The 19648-nt window shown below is 61.5% G+C and carries 16 protein-coding genes; 8 read left to right on the top strand and 8 right to left on the bottom strand.

Features of this window, described 5'->3' with window-relative positions:
• Positions 1-2: 2 nt before the first annotated feature.
• From ACYZTX_RS13090 to ACYZTX_RS13065, 6 genes are all read right to left on the bottom strand, one after another.
• Positions 3-875, bottom strand: a complete 873-nt coding sequence (locus ACYZTX_RS13090; protein WP_462034386.1) for an enoyl-CoA hydratase — start codon at positions 873-875, stop codon at positions 3-5.
• 25 nt (positions 876-900) lie between these two features.
• The gene (locus tag ACYZTX_RS13085; RefSeq protein WP_462034385.1) at positions 901-1695 is read right to left on the bottom strand and encodes a CoA-transferase subunit beta; all 795 of its coding nucleotides are present in this window, start codon (positions 1693-1695) and stop codon (positions 901-903) included.
• 12 nt (positions 1696-1707) lie between these two features.
• On the bottom strand, positions 1708-2589 hold the full coding sequence (locus ACYZTX_RS13080; protein WP_462034384.1) for a CoA transferase subunit A: 882 nt from the start codon (positions 2587-2589) through the stop codon (positions 1708-1710).
• A gap of 11 nt (positions 2590-2600) precedes the next feature.
• Positions 2601-3497 (bottom strand): VOC family protein, encoded by an 897-nt coding sequence (locus ACYZTX_RS13075; protein ID WP_462034383.1) that lies wholly within the window; start codon positions 3495-3497, stop codon positions 2601-2603.
• Between the two features lie 272 nt (positions 3498-3769).
• A complete protein-coding gene (locus ACYZTX_RS13070; RefSeq protein WP_462034382.1) occupies positions 3770-4891 on the bottom strand; it encodes an LLM class flavin-dependent oxidoreductase in 1122 nt (373 codons plus the stop codon).
• 134 nt (positions 4892-5025) lie between these two features.
• Positions 5026-6210, bottom strand: a complete 1185-nt coding sequence (locus ACYZTX_RS13065; protein WP_462034381.1) for an acyl-CoA dehydrogenase family protein — start codon at positions 6208-6210, stop codon at positions 5026-5028.
• Between the two features lie 710 nt (positions 6211-6920).
• Here ACYZTX_RS13065 and ACYZTX_RS13060 point away from each other — a divergent pair.
• The 6 genes from ACYZTX_RS13060 to ACYZTX_RS13035 all read left to right on the top strand — a co-directional run bounded on the left by ACYZTX_RS13060 (position 6921) and on the right by ACYZTX_RS13035 (position 13612).
• Complete coding sequence (locus tag ACYZTX_RS13060; protein ID WP_462034380.1) at positions 6921-7436, top strand: flavin reductase family protein; 516 nt, start codon at positions 6921-6923, stop codon at positions 7434-7436.
• A gap of 11 nt (positions 7437-7447) precedes the next feature.
• Complete coding sequence (locus tag ACYZTX_RS13055; protein ID WP_462034379.1) at positions 7448-9127, top strand: FAD-binding protein; 1680 nt, start codon at positions 7448-7450, stop codon at positions 9125-9127.
• Positions 9115-9870 carry a glucose 1-dehydrogenase gene (locus ACYZTX_RS13050; protein WP_046049827.1) on the top strand — a complete coding sequence of 252 codons (756 nt, stop codon included), beginning with the start codon at positions 9115-9117 and terminating at the stop codon, positions 9868-9870. Before ACYZTX_RS13055 ends, ACYZTX_RS13050 begins: the two co-directional genes overlap by 13 nt.
• Positions 9871-9883: 13 nt before the next feature.
• Positions 9884-10972, top strand: coding sequence for a 2Fe-2S iron-sulfur cluster-binding protein (locus tag ACYZTX_RS13045; protein ID WP_462034378.1), 1089 nt, complete (start codon positions 9884-9886; stop codon positions 10970-10972).
• A gap of 243 nt (positions 10973-11215) precedes the next feature.
• Positions 11216-11962, top strand: coding sequence for an SDR family NAD(P)-dependent oxidoreductase (locus tag ACYZTX_RS13040; protein ID WP_462034377.1), 747 nt, complete (start codon positions 11216-11218; stop codon positions 11960-11962).
• Positions 11963-12031: 69 nt separating this feature from the next.
• On the top strand, positions 12032-13612 hold the full coding sequence (locus ACYZTX_RS13035; RefSeq protein WP_462034376.1) for a FadD3 family acyl-CoA ligase: 1581 nt from the start codon (positions 12032-12034) through the stop codon (positions 13610-13612).
• A 130-nt stretch (positions 13613-13742) separates the two neighbouring features.
• On the opposite strand, the gene ACYZTX_RS13030 is transcribed toward ACYZTX_RS13035, so the two are convergent.
• On the bottom strand, positions 13743-14618 hold the full coding sequence (locus ACYZTX_RS13030) for an SDR family NAD(P)-dependent oxidoreductase (protein WP_462034375.1): 876 nt from the start codon (positions 14616-14618) through the stop codon (positions 13743-13745).
• On the bottom strand, positions 14615-16357 hold the full coding sequence (locus ACYZTX_RS13025; protein ID WP_462034374.1) for an FAD-dependent oxidoreductase: 1743 nt from the start codon (positions 16355-16357) through the stop codon (positions 14615-14617). The genes ACYZTX_RS13030 and ACYZTX_RS13025 overlap by 4 nt, the downstream gene beginning before the upstream one ends.
• Before the next feature lie 265 nt (positions 16358-16622).
• Between ACYZTX_RS13025 and ACYZTX_RS13020 the strand changes: the two genes are divergently transcribed.
• The gene (locus ACYZTX_RS13020; protein WP_462034373.1) at positions 16623-18200 is read left to right on the top strand and encodes a DUF1302 domain-containing protein; all 1578 of its coding nucleotides are present in this window, start codon (positions 16623-16625) and stop codon (positions 18198-18200) included.
• A gap of 23 nt (positions 18201-18223) precedes the next feature.
• The gene (locus ACYZTX_RS13015; protein ID WP_462034372.1) at positions 18224-19603 is read left to right on the top strand and encodes a DUF1329 domain-containing protein; all 1380 of its coding nucleotides are present in this window, start codon (positions 18224-18226) and stop codon (positions 19601-19603) included.
• Positions 19604-19648 lie beyond the last annotated feature (45 nt).

Below are 19648 nucleotides of genomic sequence, written 5' to 3'. Positions count from 1 at the left end.
GCTTACGCCCCGCCCGATGTGCGCTGCGAACTGGCCATGGCCTTGGCGTCATAACCGCCGAGGCGGTCACCGGACACCAATTCATTGTGCGCATGGGCGAAGTGATGCAGACCGAACACCATGTCCATGGTTGCGCGCTTGCCCATCAAGTCTTCAGCGTTGTTAACCGCCTGCTTGCTCAGTTGCAGCCCCAGGCGCGGCATCTGCGCGATGCGCCCGGCGATGTCGAGGGTTTCCTGTTCCAGCACTTCACTCGGCACCACCCGATTGAGCATGCCCATCTGATAGGCGCGCGCCGCCGGCATGCGCTCGCCGAGGAATAGAAACTCCTTGGCGATACGCGGATTCAGCTCATGCACATGGGCGAAGTACTCGACCCCGGGAATGCCCATGCGCACCACCGGATCCGCGAAGTACGAATCCTCACTGGCGACGATCAGGTCGCAGACCCAAGCCAGCATCAGCCCGCCCGCGATGCACGCCCCCTGGACCATGGCGATGGTTGGCTTGGGCATTTCGCGCCAGCGTCGGCACATGCCCAGATAGACTTCCTGCTCTCGGGCGTAGAGAAACTCGCCGCCCGGCTTGTTCACATGGTCGTACCACAGGCTGGCACGGTCGAAGGTCTGATCGACGTCGCGACCCGGCGTGCCGATGTCATGCCCGGCGGAGAAATGCTTGCCGGCACCACGCAGCACGATGACTTTCACCTCATCGTCATCGCAGGCCCGGCGAAACGCCACATCCAGCGCGTAGGTCATCTGCGAGTTCTGCGCGTTGTGGAACTCGGGGCGGTTCATGGTGACCAGGGCCACCGCGCCACGCACCTCGTAAAGCACCACGTCGGCCCGGTTTTTATCGTTATGTTCAGCCATCACTTTTCTCCAAAACCGGGGGCGCTCAGCGTTGGCCTGGCGGGTTGTCTTTGAGCTGGCTGGCACGCAGGTTGTGCGGATCCAGACGCTGGATCAGCTGCAATTGCTCGACACTCGGGCCAGCGGTGGTCGGGCAGTCTTGCGGCACATGCAAAGCAAACCCGGTGTTGTCCTGCACCTCGGCCACGCTCACGCCAGGGTGCAACGAACGAATCCGCATCTGCCGTTGCGGCCCCTGGAAATCCAGGACGCAGAGGTCGGTGATGATCAGGCGAATATCGATCTCGTCCAGCGACCAGCCGCGAGCCAGGCGGGCCGGGTTGTAGCCGACCGAGGCGACCATATCGACCTCGCCTTCGACGAACACCCGACGGTTATGGCTGGGCACGCAAAAGGAGTTGGCGTGGCTGATCGAGTTGCCGGGAAAACCACGCACCCCGAGCATCTGCGCCTTGGGTTTGGCGTAGTCGCCAATGCACGAAATGTTCGCCTGGCCGAAACGGTCGATCTGGGTCGGGCCGACCAACGCATGGCGCTTGCCGCCCCAGACATTGTCGAAAATCCGCGAGAACCCCATCCAGCTGTCACGCTTGGGCTGATAGCCGTTTCGCGCACCCAGCGGCACCGGTTCGGCGACCATGTAGGCTTCAGAATCGGTCATCAGCAGCTGCGGATTGCTGCTGAGCATCGCCAGTGACGCAGCGAGACGCGGGATCACCCCGATGCCGCTGGCCAGAACCTCGCCATCGTCGCGCCAGGCCTCGGAAGCGGCGCAGATCATCAGTTCGGCGAGGCTGTAAGTGGTTGCAGTAGTGGTCATATCGAGGCTCGCTTAGAAAACCGGCAGAGGAAGCTGGCGGATGGCAGCCAGGCCGCCGACCTTGTCCAGGTACTGTTCGTGAGTGCAGTCAACGTAATCCCGGACGTAATCCTGCCAGCCATCGACCGCCTGGGCCGAAGCGTTGTAGGCCTTGAAGTGCGCCACGTCGAAACCGTACAGCGGCGCGCAGGAAGACGGATGCGCACCGCCTGGGACGTGGGCCACGGCGGTGGTCAGGTTGCGTTCCCAGAACACTTGATGCGCCTGCCCTGCATTGGCATGGAAAGATTCGCTGTCGACCAGTTCGTCGCAGGTGACGTAGCTGTGAGTCGCGGCACGCACGAACAGGTCGTCCATGTAGTGATCGGGGCCACTGATCTGGCAGACACCTCGCGCATCGGCACGGTCGACGTGAATCAGCGCCGCATCGAGTTTGAGCGCCGGCATGGCGACCCAGTCCTTGCCATCGGCATAAGGCGAAGCGATCAACTTGATCTGCCGGTTGTGGCGCAGCACATCGGTGCCCAACCCGACCGCCGTCGGAATGAACGGCACGTTCATGGCTGCAGCCCGCAGACCGAGCAGGAGCATGCCTTCGTCGATTTCCATCACGTGCAGTGCCGCCTCTTGGCGCGCCTTGCGGAAATACGGTTCCAGTGGAATGAAATCCAGGGAAACGAAGGCGAACACCAGTTTCCTGATCTTGCCGGCCGCGCAGAGCATGCCAACGTCGGCACCGCCGTAAGCGACGACGGTGAGGTCCTTGAGGTCGGAGCGCAGAATCTCCCGCACCAACGCCATGGGTTTGCGCCGCGGTCCCCAGCCACCGATGCCGATGGTCATGCCGTCACGCAGTTGGCCAACCATCTCGGCCGTGGTCATTCGCTTGTCCATCGTCATAGTCCTCATTGGCGACCGACACTGAAATCATGGCCCCAGTGGCTGACCACGGTGCTTTCAAAAGGTGTGTGGCGATCCCAATCGACCACCAGGCCATCGCAGCCGTATTCCAGGTCAAACCCGGACGGCGTCTTGATGTAGAACGAGATCATCTGATCGTTGGTGTGCTGACCGAGGGTGGCCGACAGCTTCACGCCGTTTGCCTGCACGCGATCGAGGGCGCGACCGACCTCGTCCAGTGTGTTGACCTCGACCATCATGTGCACGCAGCCGTGGGGCATCGGGCACTCAAAAATCGCCAGCGAGTGGTGCCGGCCGTTATTGCAGTGCAGGAAGTGGATGCGCTTTTGCGGCTCGGCCGGGTCCGGGGTAAAGCGGACTTTCATCAGGTCGGACAGACCGAAGCCGAGTACCTGCTCGTAGAAATCCCGGCAACGCTCAAAGCTCGGCGCCGGCAATACCACGTGGCCCATACCCAGTTCGTTGGTGACAAAACCCTTGACCCCAACCGGCGAGACGAACCGTGCGAAGTCCTGCTGAGGTCCCCAGAACAGTTCGTGGCGATTGCCATCCGGGTCGCTGAAGTGAACCAGTTCCTGGACCTTGCGCATTTCGGCTTGAGCCGTTGGGCCGCGGGTGACTTGCACATCGGCCTGTTGCAGGACGCTGACGGCGTGCTCGAGTGCCGCTTTTCCCGGGACTTCCCAGCCGCAGGCGCCGAAACCATCTTGAGTGCTCTTCTCCACCAGAATGCGGTAATGGCGATCGTCCATTTTCAGGTACAGCCGCTCATCATCAGCGCTGCCGATGACCATCATGCCCAGCACCTGGCTTGCGTACTGACGCCATTGCGCCAGGTCGCTGGATAACAGGGTGACGTAACCCAGACCACGGATATCCATGGATGCACTCCTCGTTTTTGTCAGGCCGAGCCGCCCCTCGGCGGTGGCCGGGGGAGACTTTATGTAGGGCTATTCAAACGGGTTTGCGCGGGGGCAACATCGTCCAATGGGACTAGCGGAAATGATTGGTGGGGGCATAAAAACATGTGGGAGCGAGCCTGCTCGCGATGGGGCCATAACACTCAACATTGATGTTGAATGTAAGGCCGCTATCGCGAGCAGGCTCGCTCCCACAGGGGTTATGCGGTGTTCAGTTACTTAAGTGTCGGGGCTCACGCCTTGCGAAAATGCGGGATCACTTTTTCGCCAATATTGCGCAAGGTCTCCAGTTGCGCCCACTGCGGCACGGTACCCATCTGGCAGATGAACAGGATCTCGTCGGCGCCGGCGTCGATCAGGCGCTGCACGTAACCGATGCAATCCTCGACCGTGCCGTAAGCGTGGTTGGGGTTCATCATGGCCATGGTCGGGTCGGAGAAATCGACGCTGACTTCTTCCGAGGCGAAGCGCGACTTGATCACGCTCTGGCCGTTGCCATCGACGAAGGTGTCGTCCTTCCACTTCTCCGGGTCCGGGCGCTCGCCACCGCCGTACCAGTAGCCCAACGATTCCATGAAGTAGCGCTGGCCACGAATACCGATGCGGCGCGCCTCTTCATTGTTTTCAAGAACAATGGCCGGGCACAGTGCCGCGATGTGCCGGTTGGGACGGAAACCCACCTGTTTCTTCTCGTCGCGGTTGTCCCAGGCTTCATGGTAGACCGCGACTTTCTTGGCGATTTCTTCCGGGCCACCGAAGCCCAGTACCAAGGCACCCATGCCGCGCCCGCCGGCATTTTTCAGCGAGTCGGTGTTGGTGCAGGCCAGGTACATCGGCGGGTGCGGGTCTTGATAAGGCTTGGGGTGGATGGGTCGTTTGGGGATCTGCACGAAGTCGCCGTTATGTTCGATTTCGTCCTGCACGAACATCTTCGGGATCAAGTACATCATTTCGTCGATCTGCGGCTGCAACGTGGCCAGGTCGTAGCCGAAGGTGCCGGCCTCCTGCTGGGTGCCACCCTTGCCGACGCCAAAATGTACCCGGCCTTTGGACAACAGGTCGAGGGTCGCTATGCGTTCCGCGACTTTCACCGGGTGATTCATCGCCGGCGGCAGGCAGACCACGCCGTGGCCGATACCGATGCGTTCGGTTTTACCGGCGACGAACGCCAGCATGGTTTCCGGCGCGGACATGTGCGAGTAGTTGCTCAGCGCCGTGTGCTCCACGCACCAGAAGGTGTCGAAGCCGAGCTTGTCAGCCAGCACAGCCTGCTCGACGGTGTCTTCAAAAATCCTGCGGTCGCCTTCACGGCTGGAGTCCACCGTCTGGGCTTCGTAAATTAGTGAAAATTTCATGGTTGATCCTTGTGTTTATTGGATGCGCAGTCGGCGCCGGAGACGTACGCCTTGTGCCCATGCTCGGGCATCAAAGGGGCGCTCGAATCACGCAAACGGACTAGCCGACTCATGGAAAGAGCCGTAGGAAAAAGTCAGAGAAAAAAGTCATTGCTGTCCTGGCCCATGCTGACCCCGCCGAGATTCCAGGCGTACTTGGCCGGGTTGTTCGCGACGTGGGCGCGGCCAGTGTGAATGTCGCGGAATGCCCGGTTGATTGCGTGGCTGCGGAAGATGGTCGAGGCGCCGCTGTTGAACATCAAGTCGGCAACCGCTTTGGCGCACTTGTCGACCACCAGCGCCGAGTCGTAACGCATCTTCACCCGCTCGGACATGCTCAACGGCTCTGCGCTTTGGGCCCGTTGCAGCATCAGGGCGAAGTTGCGCATCAGCACGGTCTTGCACTCGTCGACGCAGACCATGGCGTTGGCCAGCGCGGATTGCGCGGACGGGTCCTGGACCATTTTCCGACCGTCGTTGACCCCGACCCGCGCGCGGTTGTGCTCGACAAACTGATCTACCGCACCTTGCAGCGCGCCGATGGCCGAGGACGACACCGCACGCACAAAAATCTGCCCGAACGGCAGGCGAAACAACGGCGCGGTGTTCACGGCGTTACCCGGACTGTTCTGCATGAAACCGTCAAAGGCGCGATGAGTGCGGTACTCCGGCACAAAGGCGTTTTCGACCAGAATGTCGTGGGAGCCGGTGGCTTCCAGGCCCATGACATTCCAGTTGTCGAGAATCTGGTAGTCGCTGCGCGGCACCAGGAAAGTCCGGTAATCCGGCGCTCCACCGGCTTCTTCCGGTGGCACCAGCGCTCCCAGGAACACCCAGTCGCAGTGTTTGCTGCCGGAAGAAAACCCCCAACGCCCGCTCAGCTTGAAACCACCCTCGACCCGCTCGACCTTGCCCACCGGCATATAGGAAGAAGAGATCAGCACACTGGAGTCGGCGCCCCAGACATCTTGTGCCGCACGGTCATCGAACAGCGCCAGTTGCCAGTTATGGATCGCCACCACACCCAACACCCAGGCCGAGGACATGCAGCCTTCAGCCAGGGTCATCTGCACGTCAAAGAAATCCTTGGGCTCCAGTTCATAGCCTTCCCAGCGAGAAGGCTGGAGGATGCGAAAGAAGCCGGCGTCCTGGAAATCCTTCAGCGTTTCTTCAGGCAACTGGCCGGCTTGCGCGGCATTCAGGGCGCGTTCACGCAGGATCGGCACCAGCTCGCGGGCACGTTGGCTCAGACGCTGGCGAATCAGGTCTTGATTGAGCATTTTTATTGTTCTCCTTTGTTCACCCCATCCGCCGGGGCGCGCGTGCAGCGGGGCGTGTGTAGCGCCCCTACCCTGGCATTCAAGCAATGTGCGCAATGGTGGGCATCCCTCAAACGGACCATGTGGTTTGAGAGAAAAGCGAAGATCAAAAGATCGCAGCCTGCGGCAGCTCCTACAGGGAGATTGCATACAGCAGAAAGAGATTGGTCGGCTGTCAGGACGCCATCACGCCCTGAGCCTTTCGCCTTTCGCCTTTCGCTTCTCACCACTCAACAGGCCGAGCGTTAGCTCGCCTGCAGCTCTTGATCTTGATCCACCCGCCCCTTCGGGAGGCTGAGTGGAGGTATTCATCCGGGGAGTGGCGCGCAGCGCCGTTCGACGCAGTCGAACACGCTGCATGTAGGTCGTCGCGAAGCAGACCGGAGGGCAGTGTCCCCGGATGGATACCGGAACGAAGGAACGCCGAGCCTAAGCGAGGGGCCGGACGCTCGGGGCGAAGCCTTTTGGTTCCTTTTTGGCGTTTGAAAAAGGGACTCGCCGTAAGGGCGAAACCGCCAGCCGCCATAACCGAAGGAATGGATATGTACTCGATCAACAAGAGCCTGGTCGGCCCAGAGGCCGCCAAGGCCTAGTCCCCTCGGACGATGTTATAGCGGGGCGTCAGAGCAAGAATCCACCGCACTCCATGCACAACAAAAAGGGCTAGTGCGATGAACGACGTCAATCTGAAAGCCGACATGCTCCAGGCCATGCGCCGCCTGGCCAAGTCAGTCACCATAATCAGCACCAGCAATGGCTCTGAGCGTTTCGCCATGGCCGCCACGGCAGTCGATTCCCTCAGCACCGAACCACCATCGCTGCTCATCTGCATCAACAAAACCGCCTCCCCCCACGCCGCACTGGCCACCGGCGCAGACTTCTGCGTCAACATCCTCGGCGTCGAGCAACAAGACCTCGCACACCTGTGCAGCGGTGCGATCAAAGGCGAAGCACGGTTCGACCGCGGCAACTGGCTGACCAGCGCCGGCGGCATTCCCTACCTGGGAGATGCCCAATCAGCAATCCTCTGCCGCCAGGACGGCCACTTCAGCTACGGCACCCACACCGTCTTCATCGGGCGCATCCTGCAAATCCACACCAGCGCCGCGATCACCCCGCTGGTCTACCTCGACGGCAGCTACACCACCACCGCCAAACCCGCACCCTCCTTCGCTTTCGCCGGCTGAGGCCTGAAAAAATGGACAGCCTGAACGGGTTGACGGCACTACGAATAAGCAGCGCCGACCAGCTGAACTGGGATGATCGCTGCGACTTGCTAGTGGTCGGTTTTGGCGGCGCCGGCACCTGTGCCGCCATCGAAGCGGCCAGTCGCGGATTGGCGGTGCTGGCACTGGACCGCTTCGAAGGGGGTGGTGCCACCGCGATCAGTGGCGGAGTGGTGTATGCCGGTGGCGGCACGCCCTATCAGCGCCAGGCCGGCTATGACGACACCAGTGAAGCGATGTTCAACTACCTGCGTCAGGAAGTCGGCGAAGCCGTCAGCAGCCAGACGCTGCGAGATTTCTGCGAAGGCAGTGGCGAGCAACTGGCGTGGCTTGAGCGACAAGGCGTTGCGTTCGAATCCAGCATGCCGCCGCATAAAACTTCATACCCGAGCGATCAGTACTACCTCTATTACTCCGGCAACGAAGCGGTGCCGGCCTATGCCGCCATTGCCAAACCGGCACCTCGCGGTCACCGCACCAAAGGCCCCGGCATGTCCGGCGCCAGCCTGTTCGCCCCGCTAAAGGCCAGCGCCTTGCGCCACGGCGCACGCCTGCGCAGCCAGTGCGAAGTCCGGCGGCTGGTGCTCGATACCAGCGATCAAGTGCTGGGGGTCGAAGCCTGGCAGCTGCCGCCCGGTAGCCACGCCGCCCGTCAACATGCCCGGCTTTCACGCTGGGCCAGCGCCATCCACATGTATGCCCCGGCATTGGCCGACCGTTTGCGCGCTCGCTTGCGACGCATCGAACAGACCAGTGCCGAGCGCCTGTTGATTCGCGCCGAACACGGTGTATTGCTGAGCAGCGGCGGGTTTATCTTCAATCGCGACTGGGTCCGCCGGCATGCGCCGCAGTACCTGGCCGGGTTGCCGCTGGGGACCACTGGCTGCAACGGCAGCGGCATCGCCCTGGGTCAGAGCGCCGGAGGCAGCGTGGCGCGGATGGACAAAATCAGCGCCTGGCGTTTTATCAATCCACCGCTGGCCTGGGCCCGAGGACTGATCGTCAACGCGCGCGGGCATCGCTATGCCAACGAAGAAATCTACGGTGCGACCCTCGGCCATGCCATGGTCGAAGAGCAGGACGGCCGCGCAATGCTGATTCTCAACCGGGCGCTGGTGCGCGAGGCATTGCGCCAGGTCGGTCCGGGCAAAGTCTGGCAATTCCAGCGTCTGCCGGTGCTGCTCAACTTGCTGTTCAACGCTCGGCGCAGCAGCAGTCTCACGGGTCTGGCAAAGCGTTGCGGATTACCCGCCGAGGCCCTGCAACAGAGCGTGGCCTCCTACAGCCGCGCCGCTCGGGGCGACGTCGCTGATGCTTTTTGCAAGTCGCAAGCCATGCTCGCCGATATGGAACAAGGCCCGTGGTACGCCCTGGATCTGTCATTCGCCAGCCGCCTGTTCCCCTGCCCCGTCATCACCCTCGGTGGATTAAAAGTCTGCGAACGCAGCGGCCAGGTGCTGGACCACGCAGGTCGGCCGATCCGCGGTCTGTACAGCGCCGGTCGCAATGCGGTCGGGGTCGCTTCAAATCTGTATGTCTCCGGCCTGTCGCTGGCCGATTGCATCTATTCCGGTCGCCGTGCCGCTGCCCATGTGGCCGACCAGGTCGCACTTAAAACCACACGCTCAGGAGAACAACAATGCAACGTGTAGAAGGCAAAGTCTGCATCATCACCGGCGCCGCCAGCGGCATCGGTCGCGAAGACGCTCTGCTGCTGGCCCGTGAAGGCGCCAAAGTCGTGCTGACCGATCTCAACGAAGAAGCCGGTCGCCAGGTCGCCGCAGAAATCGGCAGCAATGCGCTGTTCATTCGCCATGACATAGCCAGTGAAAGCGACTGGCAACAGGTGATCAAAACCACCCTGGAACACTTCGGACGCCTCGATGTACTGGTGAACAACGCTGCGATTCTGGCCTTGGGCAGCATCGAAGACACCACGCTGGAACTGTGGCAGAAGGTGCAGAAGATCAATGGCGACGGTTACTTCCTCGGCTGCAAGTACGCGATCCAGGCCATGAAAGAAACCGGCGGCGGCTCGATCATCAACATGTCGTCGGTAGCAGCGCTGGGCGCGATGCCGATGTTCTGTGCCTACTCGGCGTCCAAAGGCGCGGTGGCGGCAATGACCCGTTCCATCGCCTTGCACTGCAAACAGCAGGGCTATCGCATTCGTTGCAACAGCGTACACCCGGACGGCGTCAACACGCCGATGACCCAGGCCCTGACCGGCGGCCAGCCGATCCCTCAGGAAGCCCTTGACCAAGACCCGATGAATCGTATGTGCGCGCCCCGGGACATTGCCAATGTGGTGCTGTTCCTCGCCACTGACGAGTCACGTTTCGTCAACGGTGCCGAGATCCGCGTCGACAACGCCCAATTGATCAGCGGGCTCTGAGACCGAGGTGAACATGGGCACGCAACAGCAGAACCTGACACCGGCCGAATCAACGACGGGAAGCTACTCATTGCAAGTGTGCGCGGTGATCGACGAGACCTTTGATGCGCGCTCGCTGGTGCTGGACATACCGCCAACCTTGCGTGAGCGCTTTCGTTACAAACCGGGCCAGTTCCTGACGTTTCGCGTGACCTGCGCCGGCAAGCTGTTGACCCGCTGTTACTCCATGGCCAGCTCGCCGCTGGCGGATGCGCTGCCCAAGGTCACGGTCAAACGGGTCGAGGGCGGTCGGGTGTCGAACTGGATGAACGAGGTCCAGGTCGGTGACTGGCTGGAGGTGTTGCCGCCAGCCGGGCATTTCTGTGTGGACCAGCATCAGCAGGACGCCGACTCCAGGCCGTTGGTGCTCTTCGGCGGAGGTTCGGGCATCACCCCGGTGTTTTCCATTCTCAAATCGACGCTGCACAGCAGCCAGCGGCCGATCAAGTTGATCTACGCTAACCGTGAAGAAGCCTCGGTGATTTTCAAGGATGAGCTGCGGCAGTTGATCAAGGCGCATCCTGATCAACTGCACGTGGTGCACGTCCTCGACTCGGTTCAGGGTTTCCTGACCGAGGCTCAGGTGCGTCATCTGCTGCGCGGTTCGGCTGGCGGTGATTACTTCATCTGCGGACCGGGGCCGTTCATGGACACCGTGGAGCGCACGCTGCTGGGTCTGGGCGAAGCCGCCGAACGCATCCATGTCGAGCGCTTCCTCTCCCCTCCGGATCCCGACGAACTACTGGCCGAAGAAACCCTGGCCCGGGCGGCTGCCCTCGGATCACTGTGCGAGGCGCTGATTGTCGAGCTCGATGGTCAACAGCACGAGATTGCCTGCCGGCCTGGCGACACCCTGCTGCAAAGTTGCAAAGCGGCAGGCCTGGACGTGCCCTCTTCTTGCGAAGAAGGTTTTTGCGGGGCCTGCATGTGTGTCGTCCAGGAAGGAGAGATCCAGTTGGCTCGCAACGATGTGCTCAGCCCCAAAGAATTGGCCGAAGGCTGGACGCTGGCCTGCCAGAGCCGTCCAACCGGCGCCCGGGTACGGCTCAAATTCCCTGACTGAGTACGCGTTCCCCTGTAGGAGCTGTCGAGTGCAACGAGGCTGCGATCTTTTGATTTTTCAAAGGCAAGATCAAAAGATCGCAGCCTCGTTGCACTCGACAGCTCCTACAGGGGGGGTGGAGAGCCACAGCATTCCCCAATTGAGACGCTCTGTCGCCATAGTCTCAACGGACGATCACCCGGGCCCGGTCTGCAGTTAGACTCGGCCACAGCATTAGCCCACAACAATAAAAGAGGTGCAGTTATGGCTCGTTTGCAGAATAAGGTCGCGGTGGTAACCGGCGGCGCTTCGGGGATCGGCCTGGCCTGCGTACGCCGCTTCGCCGCTGAAGGTGCGCACGTGGTCGGGCTGGACATCGGCACGGCACCGGCGGATTTCCCTGGCCTGTTCATGACCCTCGATGTGCGCGATGAAGCGCAGGTCCAGCAGGTCATGCAAGAAGTCATCGGCCACTTCGGGCGCATCGACGTGCTGGTCAACGCGGCCGGCGTCGCCGACCAGGGCAGCGTCACTCAGACCACCACCGCCAACTGGCAACGGGTGATGGACATCAATCTGACGGGCAGCATGCTCACCAGCAAATATGCGCTGCCATCAATGGAGTCGCAGCGCAGTGGCTCAATCATCAACGTCGGTTCGATTTTCGGTCTGCAAGGCTGCGACGGCAATGTCGCCTACAACGTCTCCAAGGGCGGCATTAACCAGCTGACCCGCTCGATGGCCATCGACTACGGCTACGCCAATATCCGCGTCAACGGCTTGTGCCCAGGCCTGATCGAAACGCCGATGACCAGCATGGTCCGTGAGCAGGAAGCCTTCCACGCCTTCTTCGCCTCGCAGCACATGCTCAATCGCTCCGGGCAACCGGAAGAAGTGGCCAACGTCGCGCTGTTCCTGGCTTCAGACGAGGCGTCCTTTGTCAGCGGCCAGATGATCGCCGTGGACGGTGGTTTCTCCGCCGGTCGCCGCTTCGCCCCGCCCGCCGCGTAACTTCTATCCAGCCGGGCACCCTGCCCGGCCTCCCCCTTTTCGCACTTGTCCTCTAGCCGAGGAGGCCCCATGCCGCCCGTCGTAATCGCACAGACCATTCCCCAACTGTTCGCCAACGCTGCCCAGACCTACGGCGACCGCCCGGCCATCGAGGATGACGGGCGCTCGATCAGTTACCGGGCACTCAACCAACTGCGCCGACAAGCCGCCCGCGCGCTGCTGGCGCTGGACGTAAAGGCCGGGGATCGGGTGGCGATATGGGCGCCTAATATGTGGGAATGGATCGTGGCCGCCGGTGCGCTGCAAACTGTCGGTGCTGCACTGGTACCCCTCAACACCCGCATGAAAGGCAGCGAGGCGGGTTACATCCTTCGCGAAAGCGGCGCCTGCGTGCTGTTTGCCATCGGTGAGTTTCTCGGTGCCGACTACCCGCGCATGCTGGCGCCTGAAGAATTGCCGGCGCTGCGCCAGATCGTCACCTTGCGCGGTGGTGGTTCGGGCACGCTGGCGTGGGAAGATTTTCTCGCGCTGGCGGACGAGGTGCCGCAATTGGCGCTGCAAACCCGCGAACGGGGCGTTGACCCGCAAACGCTGTCTGACCTGCTGTTCACCTCGGGCACCACCGGCAAGCCCAAAGGGGTGATGACGAGCCACGGACAAAACCTGCGGGTGGTGCGCGACTGGAGCGAGGTGGTGGGTTTGCGTGAGGGCGATCGCTACCTGATCGTCAATCCGTTCTTCCATTCCTTCGGTTACAAGGCCGGTTGGCTGGCGGCGCTGATGCGCGGCTGCACCATCGTGCCGCAGCAGATTTTTGATGTGCGGACAGTGCTTGAATGCGTCGAGCGCGAACGGATCACCGTGCTGCCTGGCCCGCCGACCCTCTATCAGTCATTGCTCGCCCACCCACAACGCAGCGATTTTGACCTGACGTCATTGCGGGTAGCAGTGACCGGTGCCGCGGCGATTCCGGTGGAAATGATCCGGCGCATGCGTGACGAACTGGGGTTTGCCACCATCGTCACCGCCTATGGTCTGACCGAAGTCTGCGGTTTTGCGACGATCTGCCGTCCTGGCGATTCGCCGGAATTGGTGGCCAACACCAGCGGCCGGGCCATGCCTGGCGTGGAAATCCGCTGCGTTGGCAGCACGGGCAACAGCCAACCGGCCAACATCCCCGGCGAGGTTCAGGTGCGCGGCTACAACCTGATGCAGGGTTATTTCAATGATCTGCCGGCCAGTCAGGAAGTCCTCGATGCCGACGGCTGGCTGCACACCGGGGACATCGGCGTGCTCGATGAACAGGGTTATCTGCGCATCACCGACCGCCTCAAGGACATGTTCATCACGGGAGGTTTCAACGTGTACCCGGCGGAGATCGAACACTGTTTGCTGACCTACCCCGGCGTGGCCCAGGTTGCGGTGATCGGTATCCCCGATGAACGTCTGGGTGAAGTGGCAATGGCCTTCCTGCTGCCGGCGCCGGGCATAGAGATCGAGCAGGCCCGATTCCTCGCCTGGTGCCGCGAGCAGATGGCCAACTACAAAGTCCCGCGCCGGGTGCGAGTACTTGAGAGCATGCCGCTCAACGCAGCGGGCAAAGTGACCAAGAATGTGTTGCGTGAGTGGGCGTCAAACCCCGTCAGTTAAATGCAATCCCTGTGGGAGCGAGCCTGCTCGCGAAAGCGGTGTATCAGTCAGCATCAATGTTGAATGAACAATTGCCTTCGCGAGCAAGCTCGCTCCCACAGGGTTTTGTGTTTGACCTGCCGAATGTGGACTAGATCACCCGCGCCTGATGCTGCTGGCGCGGGTCGCCGAGCATGGCGCGGTGGGAGGGTGGCTGGCGGCCGCCGGCTTCGCTGATGCCGTAACCGGCAGCTATTTCGGCGGTGATTAAGGTCTGCCCGGAGAACGCTATCAACTGCGGGTCATTAAGCAGAGCGTGAATCACCCGGCCAGTGAATTGCGGGGTTTCGGCATCCGCCAGAAACGCCCGGTATTGCTCGCCATGTTGTTCGCCGGCAATCCGTGTGCGTTCGGTCAGTTGCGGGCCAAGCCATAGCGATAACGCCGCCACGCCCCGCCCCTCGAAGTCGATGGCCATGTCGGCCGCCAGTTTGTCGCAACCCGCCTTTTGCGCGCCGTACGCGGGGCCGTGCATGTAACACCCGGCACCGAATGACGAGGTGAAACAGATCAGCCCCCCCCTTTTCAGCAACAACGGCGCGGCATAGTAGCTGGCGATATACGCCGAACGCAGGCCGACGTCGAGGATGCGCACCAGGTCCAGCGGCTTCTCCCAGAAAGGTCCCGGTTCAATCAACTGGTCATGAATGAACGCGGCATTGTTCACCAGCAGATCCAGTTGCCCGCATTCCTTTTCAACCCGGGCGAACAGTGCCTGAACCTGCGCATCATCGGCATGATCGCAGACCACCGCGATGCCCCGCCCACCCGCCGCCGTAATCGCGGCAGCCGTGTCCTTGAGTGAGCCGCGCAATGCATGCCCGTACACATTCGATCCGCCGTGTTCCGGAGCGCGTCCGGTGACGAATACCGTCATGCCCGCAGCGCCAAGGGCCAGGGCGATACCCTGACCGACCCCGCGACTGGCGCCGGTCACCACCGCGACGTGTTTAAGTGGCTGATTCATTCGACGCTCCTGAACAGGCTTTTGGCCGAGCTGGTCTGGCTCTGGCGCTTGATGTGATTGGCCGCCACGTAACCGAAGGTCATCGCCGGACCGATGGTCGAACCGGCGCCCGGGTACGTGCGCCCCATCATCGAAGCGGCACTGTTGCCGATGGCATACAAACCGTTGATGGGTTGCCCGTCCTCATGCAATACGCGGGCGTGAACATCGGTCAGCAAACCACCCTTGGTGCCGATGTCCCCGGCATCAATGCGCACGGCGTAGAACGGACCTTTGAGCAATGGCGCCAGGCAAGGATTGGGCTGCACATTCGGGTCGCCGTAGTAGCGATCGAACAGTGATTCACCTTTATGGAAATCTGTGTCGACACCCTGCACGGCCATGCCGTTGAAACGCTGCACTGTGCGGACCAGACCGGCACCGTCGACGCCGATTTTTTCTGCCAGTGCCTGCAAACTCGCAGCTTTGTAAAAGTACTCACGCAGGTGCTCGGGCAGCTGCCAATCGCGCTGGGCGTAGCCTGGCAGTAACGCGCCGCAGGGGTACTTGCGGCGGAATTCGGCGTCGAACACCATCCAGCACGGCACACTCACCGCGCCTTCGCGGTTGTTGGCGTACATCGCGTAAACGATATCGGTATAAGGCGCCGCTTCGTTGACGAAACGCTCGCCGGCAGAGTTGACCAACACGCAACCCGGCAAGGTCCGCTCGACGAACAGTGCACGCTGCTTTTCTTCGCCCTGGACATGGGTGGTCGGCGCCCACCAGCTATGGTCCATCAGCGCAGTGCGAGCACCGATTGCCTGACCGGCGCGAATGCCGTCACCGGTATTGTGCGGCGGCGTGGCACTCCAGGTGGCCTGGGTCGGCTGCGGCAGGTATTGGGTGCGCATCGCCTGATTACGCTCGAAACCACCGGCCGCGATGATCACGCCGTAGCGGGCCTTGACGTTGAGTAACTGCCCGTCGCGACAGACGCGAGCGCCGCCAACCCGATCATCAACGAGCAGCAATTCTTCCAGTGCACAGTTCAGCCAAAGGGACTTGCCGCGATCCTGCAACGAACAGCGCAAGGCGCCGATCAAGGCATTGCCAAGGGTCAGGAAGCGGTCGCGGCGTGACAACCGTCGCCCCTCGCGGTCACGCCAGTAACGCCACATCACCCGCAGCGTCAGTCGCAACCAGCCAGGGCCACGGCACAACAGTACCTGCGCCTCTTTCATGGTCATCGCCATGCGCCCCATCATCAGTGTTCCGGGAGACGGCGCACGCATGCGCAGAAATTCCTCACCCAGTTCGGCGGCGTCAAACGGTTGCGGATCCATGGAGCGGTAACCCGGTTTTCCGCCTTCGACTTCCGGGTAGTAATCGGCATAACGAGGCTGCGCCTCGAAACGCACGCGGGTCTGTTGTTCGAGGTATTCGACCATTTCCCTGCCGTGCTCGACATAGGCTTCGATTCGTCCGTCATCGACCTCGCCGTGGGTTACCGCCCGGATGTAGGCAATCGCTTCGGCTGCTGAATCGCTGCCGCCCAGGGCTTTGATCCGGTGGTTGTCGGGTATCCAGATGCCGCCGCCGGACACCGCCGAGGTGCCGCCATATTCGGCGCTCTTCTCGATCAATAGCGCATTGAGGCCCAGATCGTGGGCGCGCAATGCAGCGGTCATGCCCCCTGCTCCGGAGCCAATCACCAGTACATCGCAGCACTCATCCCATTTGATCCCGGCAGCGTTCATGCGATCACCCTTGCTCAGCGCCCATCAGGCAGAAACCGCCGCCGCCAGATCTTCGCCCGGTGCAGTCGGTCTCGGGATTGTTCGCCGCGCGCACTGAGTGTTCATCGTCCGATGGGACTAAGGCGCAGACGACTGCCCTCCCCTTCAAATCGCTTAGTCCGCTTGGACGATGTTGCGCCCGATTGCTGACTCCATAGTCGCCCACAGCACCAATCACCCCCCTGAAATGCAGGTCGGGCAGGTCTGACCTGGGCATGAGGACGACATGATAAAAACAATAATCGCCCCACAATCGCTGCACCCTCGCGTACAGCTGGCCATGCTCTTGCTGGCTGGTGGACTGGGCAGTCAAGCCAGCGCCATGAGTTTCCAGCCGAGCGAGGATTTGAGCGTCGACTGGGATACCACACTGACGTACAGCCTGGCCTGGCGGACCGACTCTCGCGATCACAAGCTGACGGCCAATGCCAACGGCAACGATGGCAACAACGCGTTCGACAAAGGCAGCCTGATCAACAACCGCAGCGGTTTTCTCACCGAGGCCAACATCAAATGGCGTGAGGACTACGGCGTGTTCCTGCGTGGGACGGGCTTCTACGACAACGTTTACGATCAGGGCAACGACAACGACACGGGCACTTCGAACTGCTTCGCCGGCGGTCATTGCAACCGTCCCGATCGGTTTTCCCAGGACACCATCGACCAACACCGCAATGAACTGCGCATGCTCGATTACTACGCGTATGGCACCTGGGACATCGGCGGCCACAACTTCAACGCGCGGCTCGGCAATCAGGTGGTGAGCTGGGGTGAAAGCCTGTTCTACCCCGGCATTTCTGCCGCCCAGAGCCCGGTGGATGCGACCAAGTCGACCACTCCTGGGGTTGAGGTCAAGGAGATCTTGCTGCCCGTCGGCCAATTGTTCACGCAGTTCAGCCTGACCGACAGCCTCGACCTGCAGGCCTACTACCAATACAAATGGGAAAAGACCGAGCTGTTCGGCGTGGGTAGCTACTTTTCCACCACCGACTTCATCGACGAGGGTGGCTTCAACGACGCCAGCGGTTTCCTGACACGCCTGGGTGACGACAAGCCGAGCGACAGCGGCCAATACGGTGTGGCCCTGACCTATGCGGTAGAGTCGCTGAACAACACCGAGTTCGGCCTCTACTACTCGCGCTACCACGACAAGACCCCGTCGCTGGATTTCCAGACCGACCTGGGGCACTACCGAGTGCGCTATTTCGACAACATCGACCTGTACGGCGCCAGTTTCGCCACGGTGCTGGGCAGCGTGAGCTGGGCCGGTGAAGTCAGCTACCGCGACGGTCAGCCAGTGATGGTCGACAACGGCTTCTCAAGCCCGGTGCGCGGCAAAACCATGCAGGCGCAGACGTCGATGATCTACGTGCTCGGCCCGACATCATGGGCCGACAACACCACCCTGATCGGTGAGCTGGTCTACAACACCGTGCTCAGCAACGACAAGTCGGAACCTGTGACATTGGCCCCCGGATTCTCACTGCCGGGCACCGACAGTCTGGTCTATGACCGCGACGCCTTCGGTTACACGGTTCAGGCGAACTTCGATTACAACAACGTGTTCAGCGGCTGGGACATGTCGGTGCCCGTCACCTACAGCACCGCGGCCCAGCATGACAGCGCACTGGTGGGCTCGATCAACTCAGGCCAGGGCGACGACCGTGCGAGCATCGGCAGCTCATGGCGTTACCTCGGCAACTTCACCGTCGAAGCCCGCTACAACGCCTACCTCGGCAACGCCAACAACGCCCCGTTGGCCGACCGCGACAACGTCGCGCTCAACTTCAAATACCGGTTCTGAATCCCCTGATGGAGGAGTACAGCATGTCTAGATTTACCCACACGTTGTTGGGCACGGCGCTGGCCGTCAGCCTGCTCGGCAGTGGCCTGGTTCAGGCCAAAATCAGCAATGAAGAAGCCGCACGCCTGGGCCAGGACCTGACCCCGATGGGCGCCGAAAAAGCCGCTAACGCCGACGGCAGCATCCCGGCCTGGACCGGCAAATGGCGCGGCCTGCCACCGCAACTCAAGTACGCCGGCCCCGGTACGCCGTACCCGGACCCGTACGCGGCGGAAAAACCGTTGTTCGTGATCAATGCGCAGAACATGGACAAGTACGCCGACAACCTCACCGATGGCCAGAAGGCACTGCTGAAACGCTACCCCGCAACCTTCAATATTCCGGTTTACCCGAGCCATCGCGACTTCCGTTTCGATCAGCGCCTGGAAGACCTCGTCAAGAAAAACGCGGTCAGCGCCGAACTGGCCAACGACAACAACGACACGCAAAACGCCTGGGGCGCCTCGCCGTTCCCGATTCCCAAGAACGGCAGCGAGTTGATGTTCAACCATACCCTGGCCGGACGCGCCAATACCGAAGAGGCCAACTACGGTCAGGCCGTGGTGTACTCCAACAAGGAACGGGTACTGGAAGAGGTCAATTACAAGATCTTTTCGATCTGGTCCAGCCCGGATAAAACCCTGGAGAGCGCCAACGGCATTCTCACCAACTTCCTGATCACCACCCTGGAACCGGTGCGCAAGAAAGGCGAGATTGTCGTCGGTCACGAGTTCATCAACCCGACCGCCTCCCCTCGCCAGGCCTGGCAGTACAGCCCGGGGCAACGTCGGGTACGTCGAGCGCCGACGGTAGGCTATGACTCGCCAAGCGGCGCCGGCGGCTTCCGGGTGTATGACGAAGACCGTTTGTTCAACGGTGCGCCGGATCGCTACAACTGGACCATCGTCGGCAAGAAAGAAATCTACATCCCGTACCACAACTACAAGATCGACGACCCGAGCGTGAGTACCGACCAGATCCTGGCCACCACCGGCCACATCGATCCGCAGTACATGCGCTATGAAAAGCACCGCGTCTGGGTCTTGCAGGCAACGCTTAAAGAAGGTGCCCGGCATGTTTACGCCAAGCGTGTGTTGTATCTGGACGAGGACTCCTGGGCCGCGACCCTGGCCGACAACTACGACAGCCGCGGCGAGCTTTGGCGCACCAACATGCAGACCTCGATCTACGCCTACGAGTTGCAGCGTTACCACGCTCGCCTCGGGCTCTACCATGACCTGATCGCCGGTTCGTATCTGGTTGACCGAATGTTGATCGATCAAAAGCCCGCCAAACTCAACGCCACCGCCTTCACTGAAGACGAATTCACCCCCGGCAACCTGCGCAAACTCGGCACCCGCTAAACCCTCGACGCCCTGACCGATTTACTCGGTCGGGGCGTTGTGCTT

The organism is Pseudomonas sp. MDT1-17, assembly GCF_054898105.1.
Note: the sequence above shows the minus strand (reverse complement) of the source record. Positions and strands in the feature narration are given on the sequence as shown.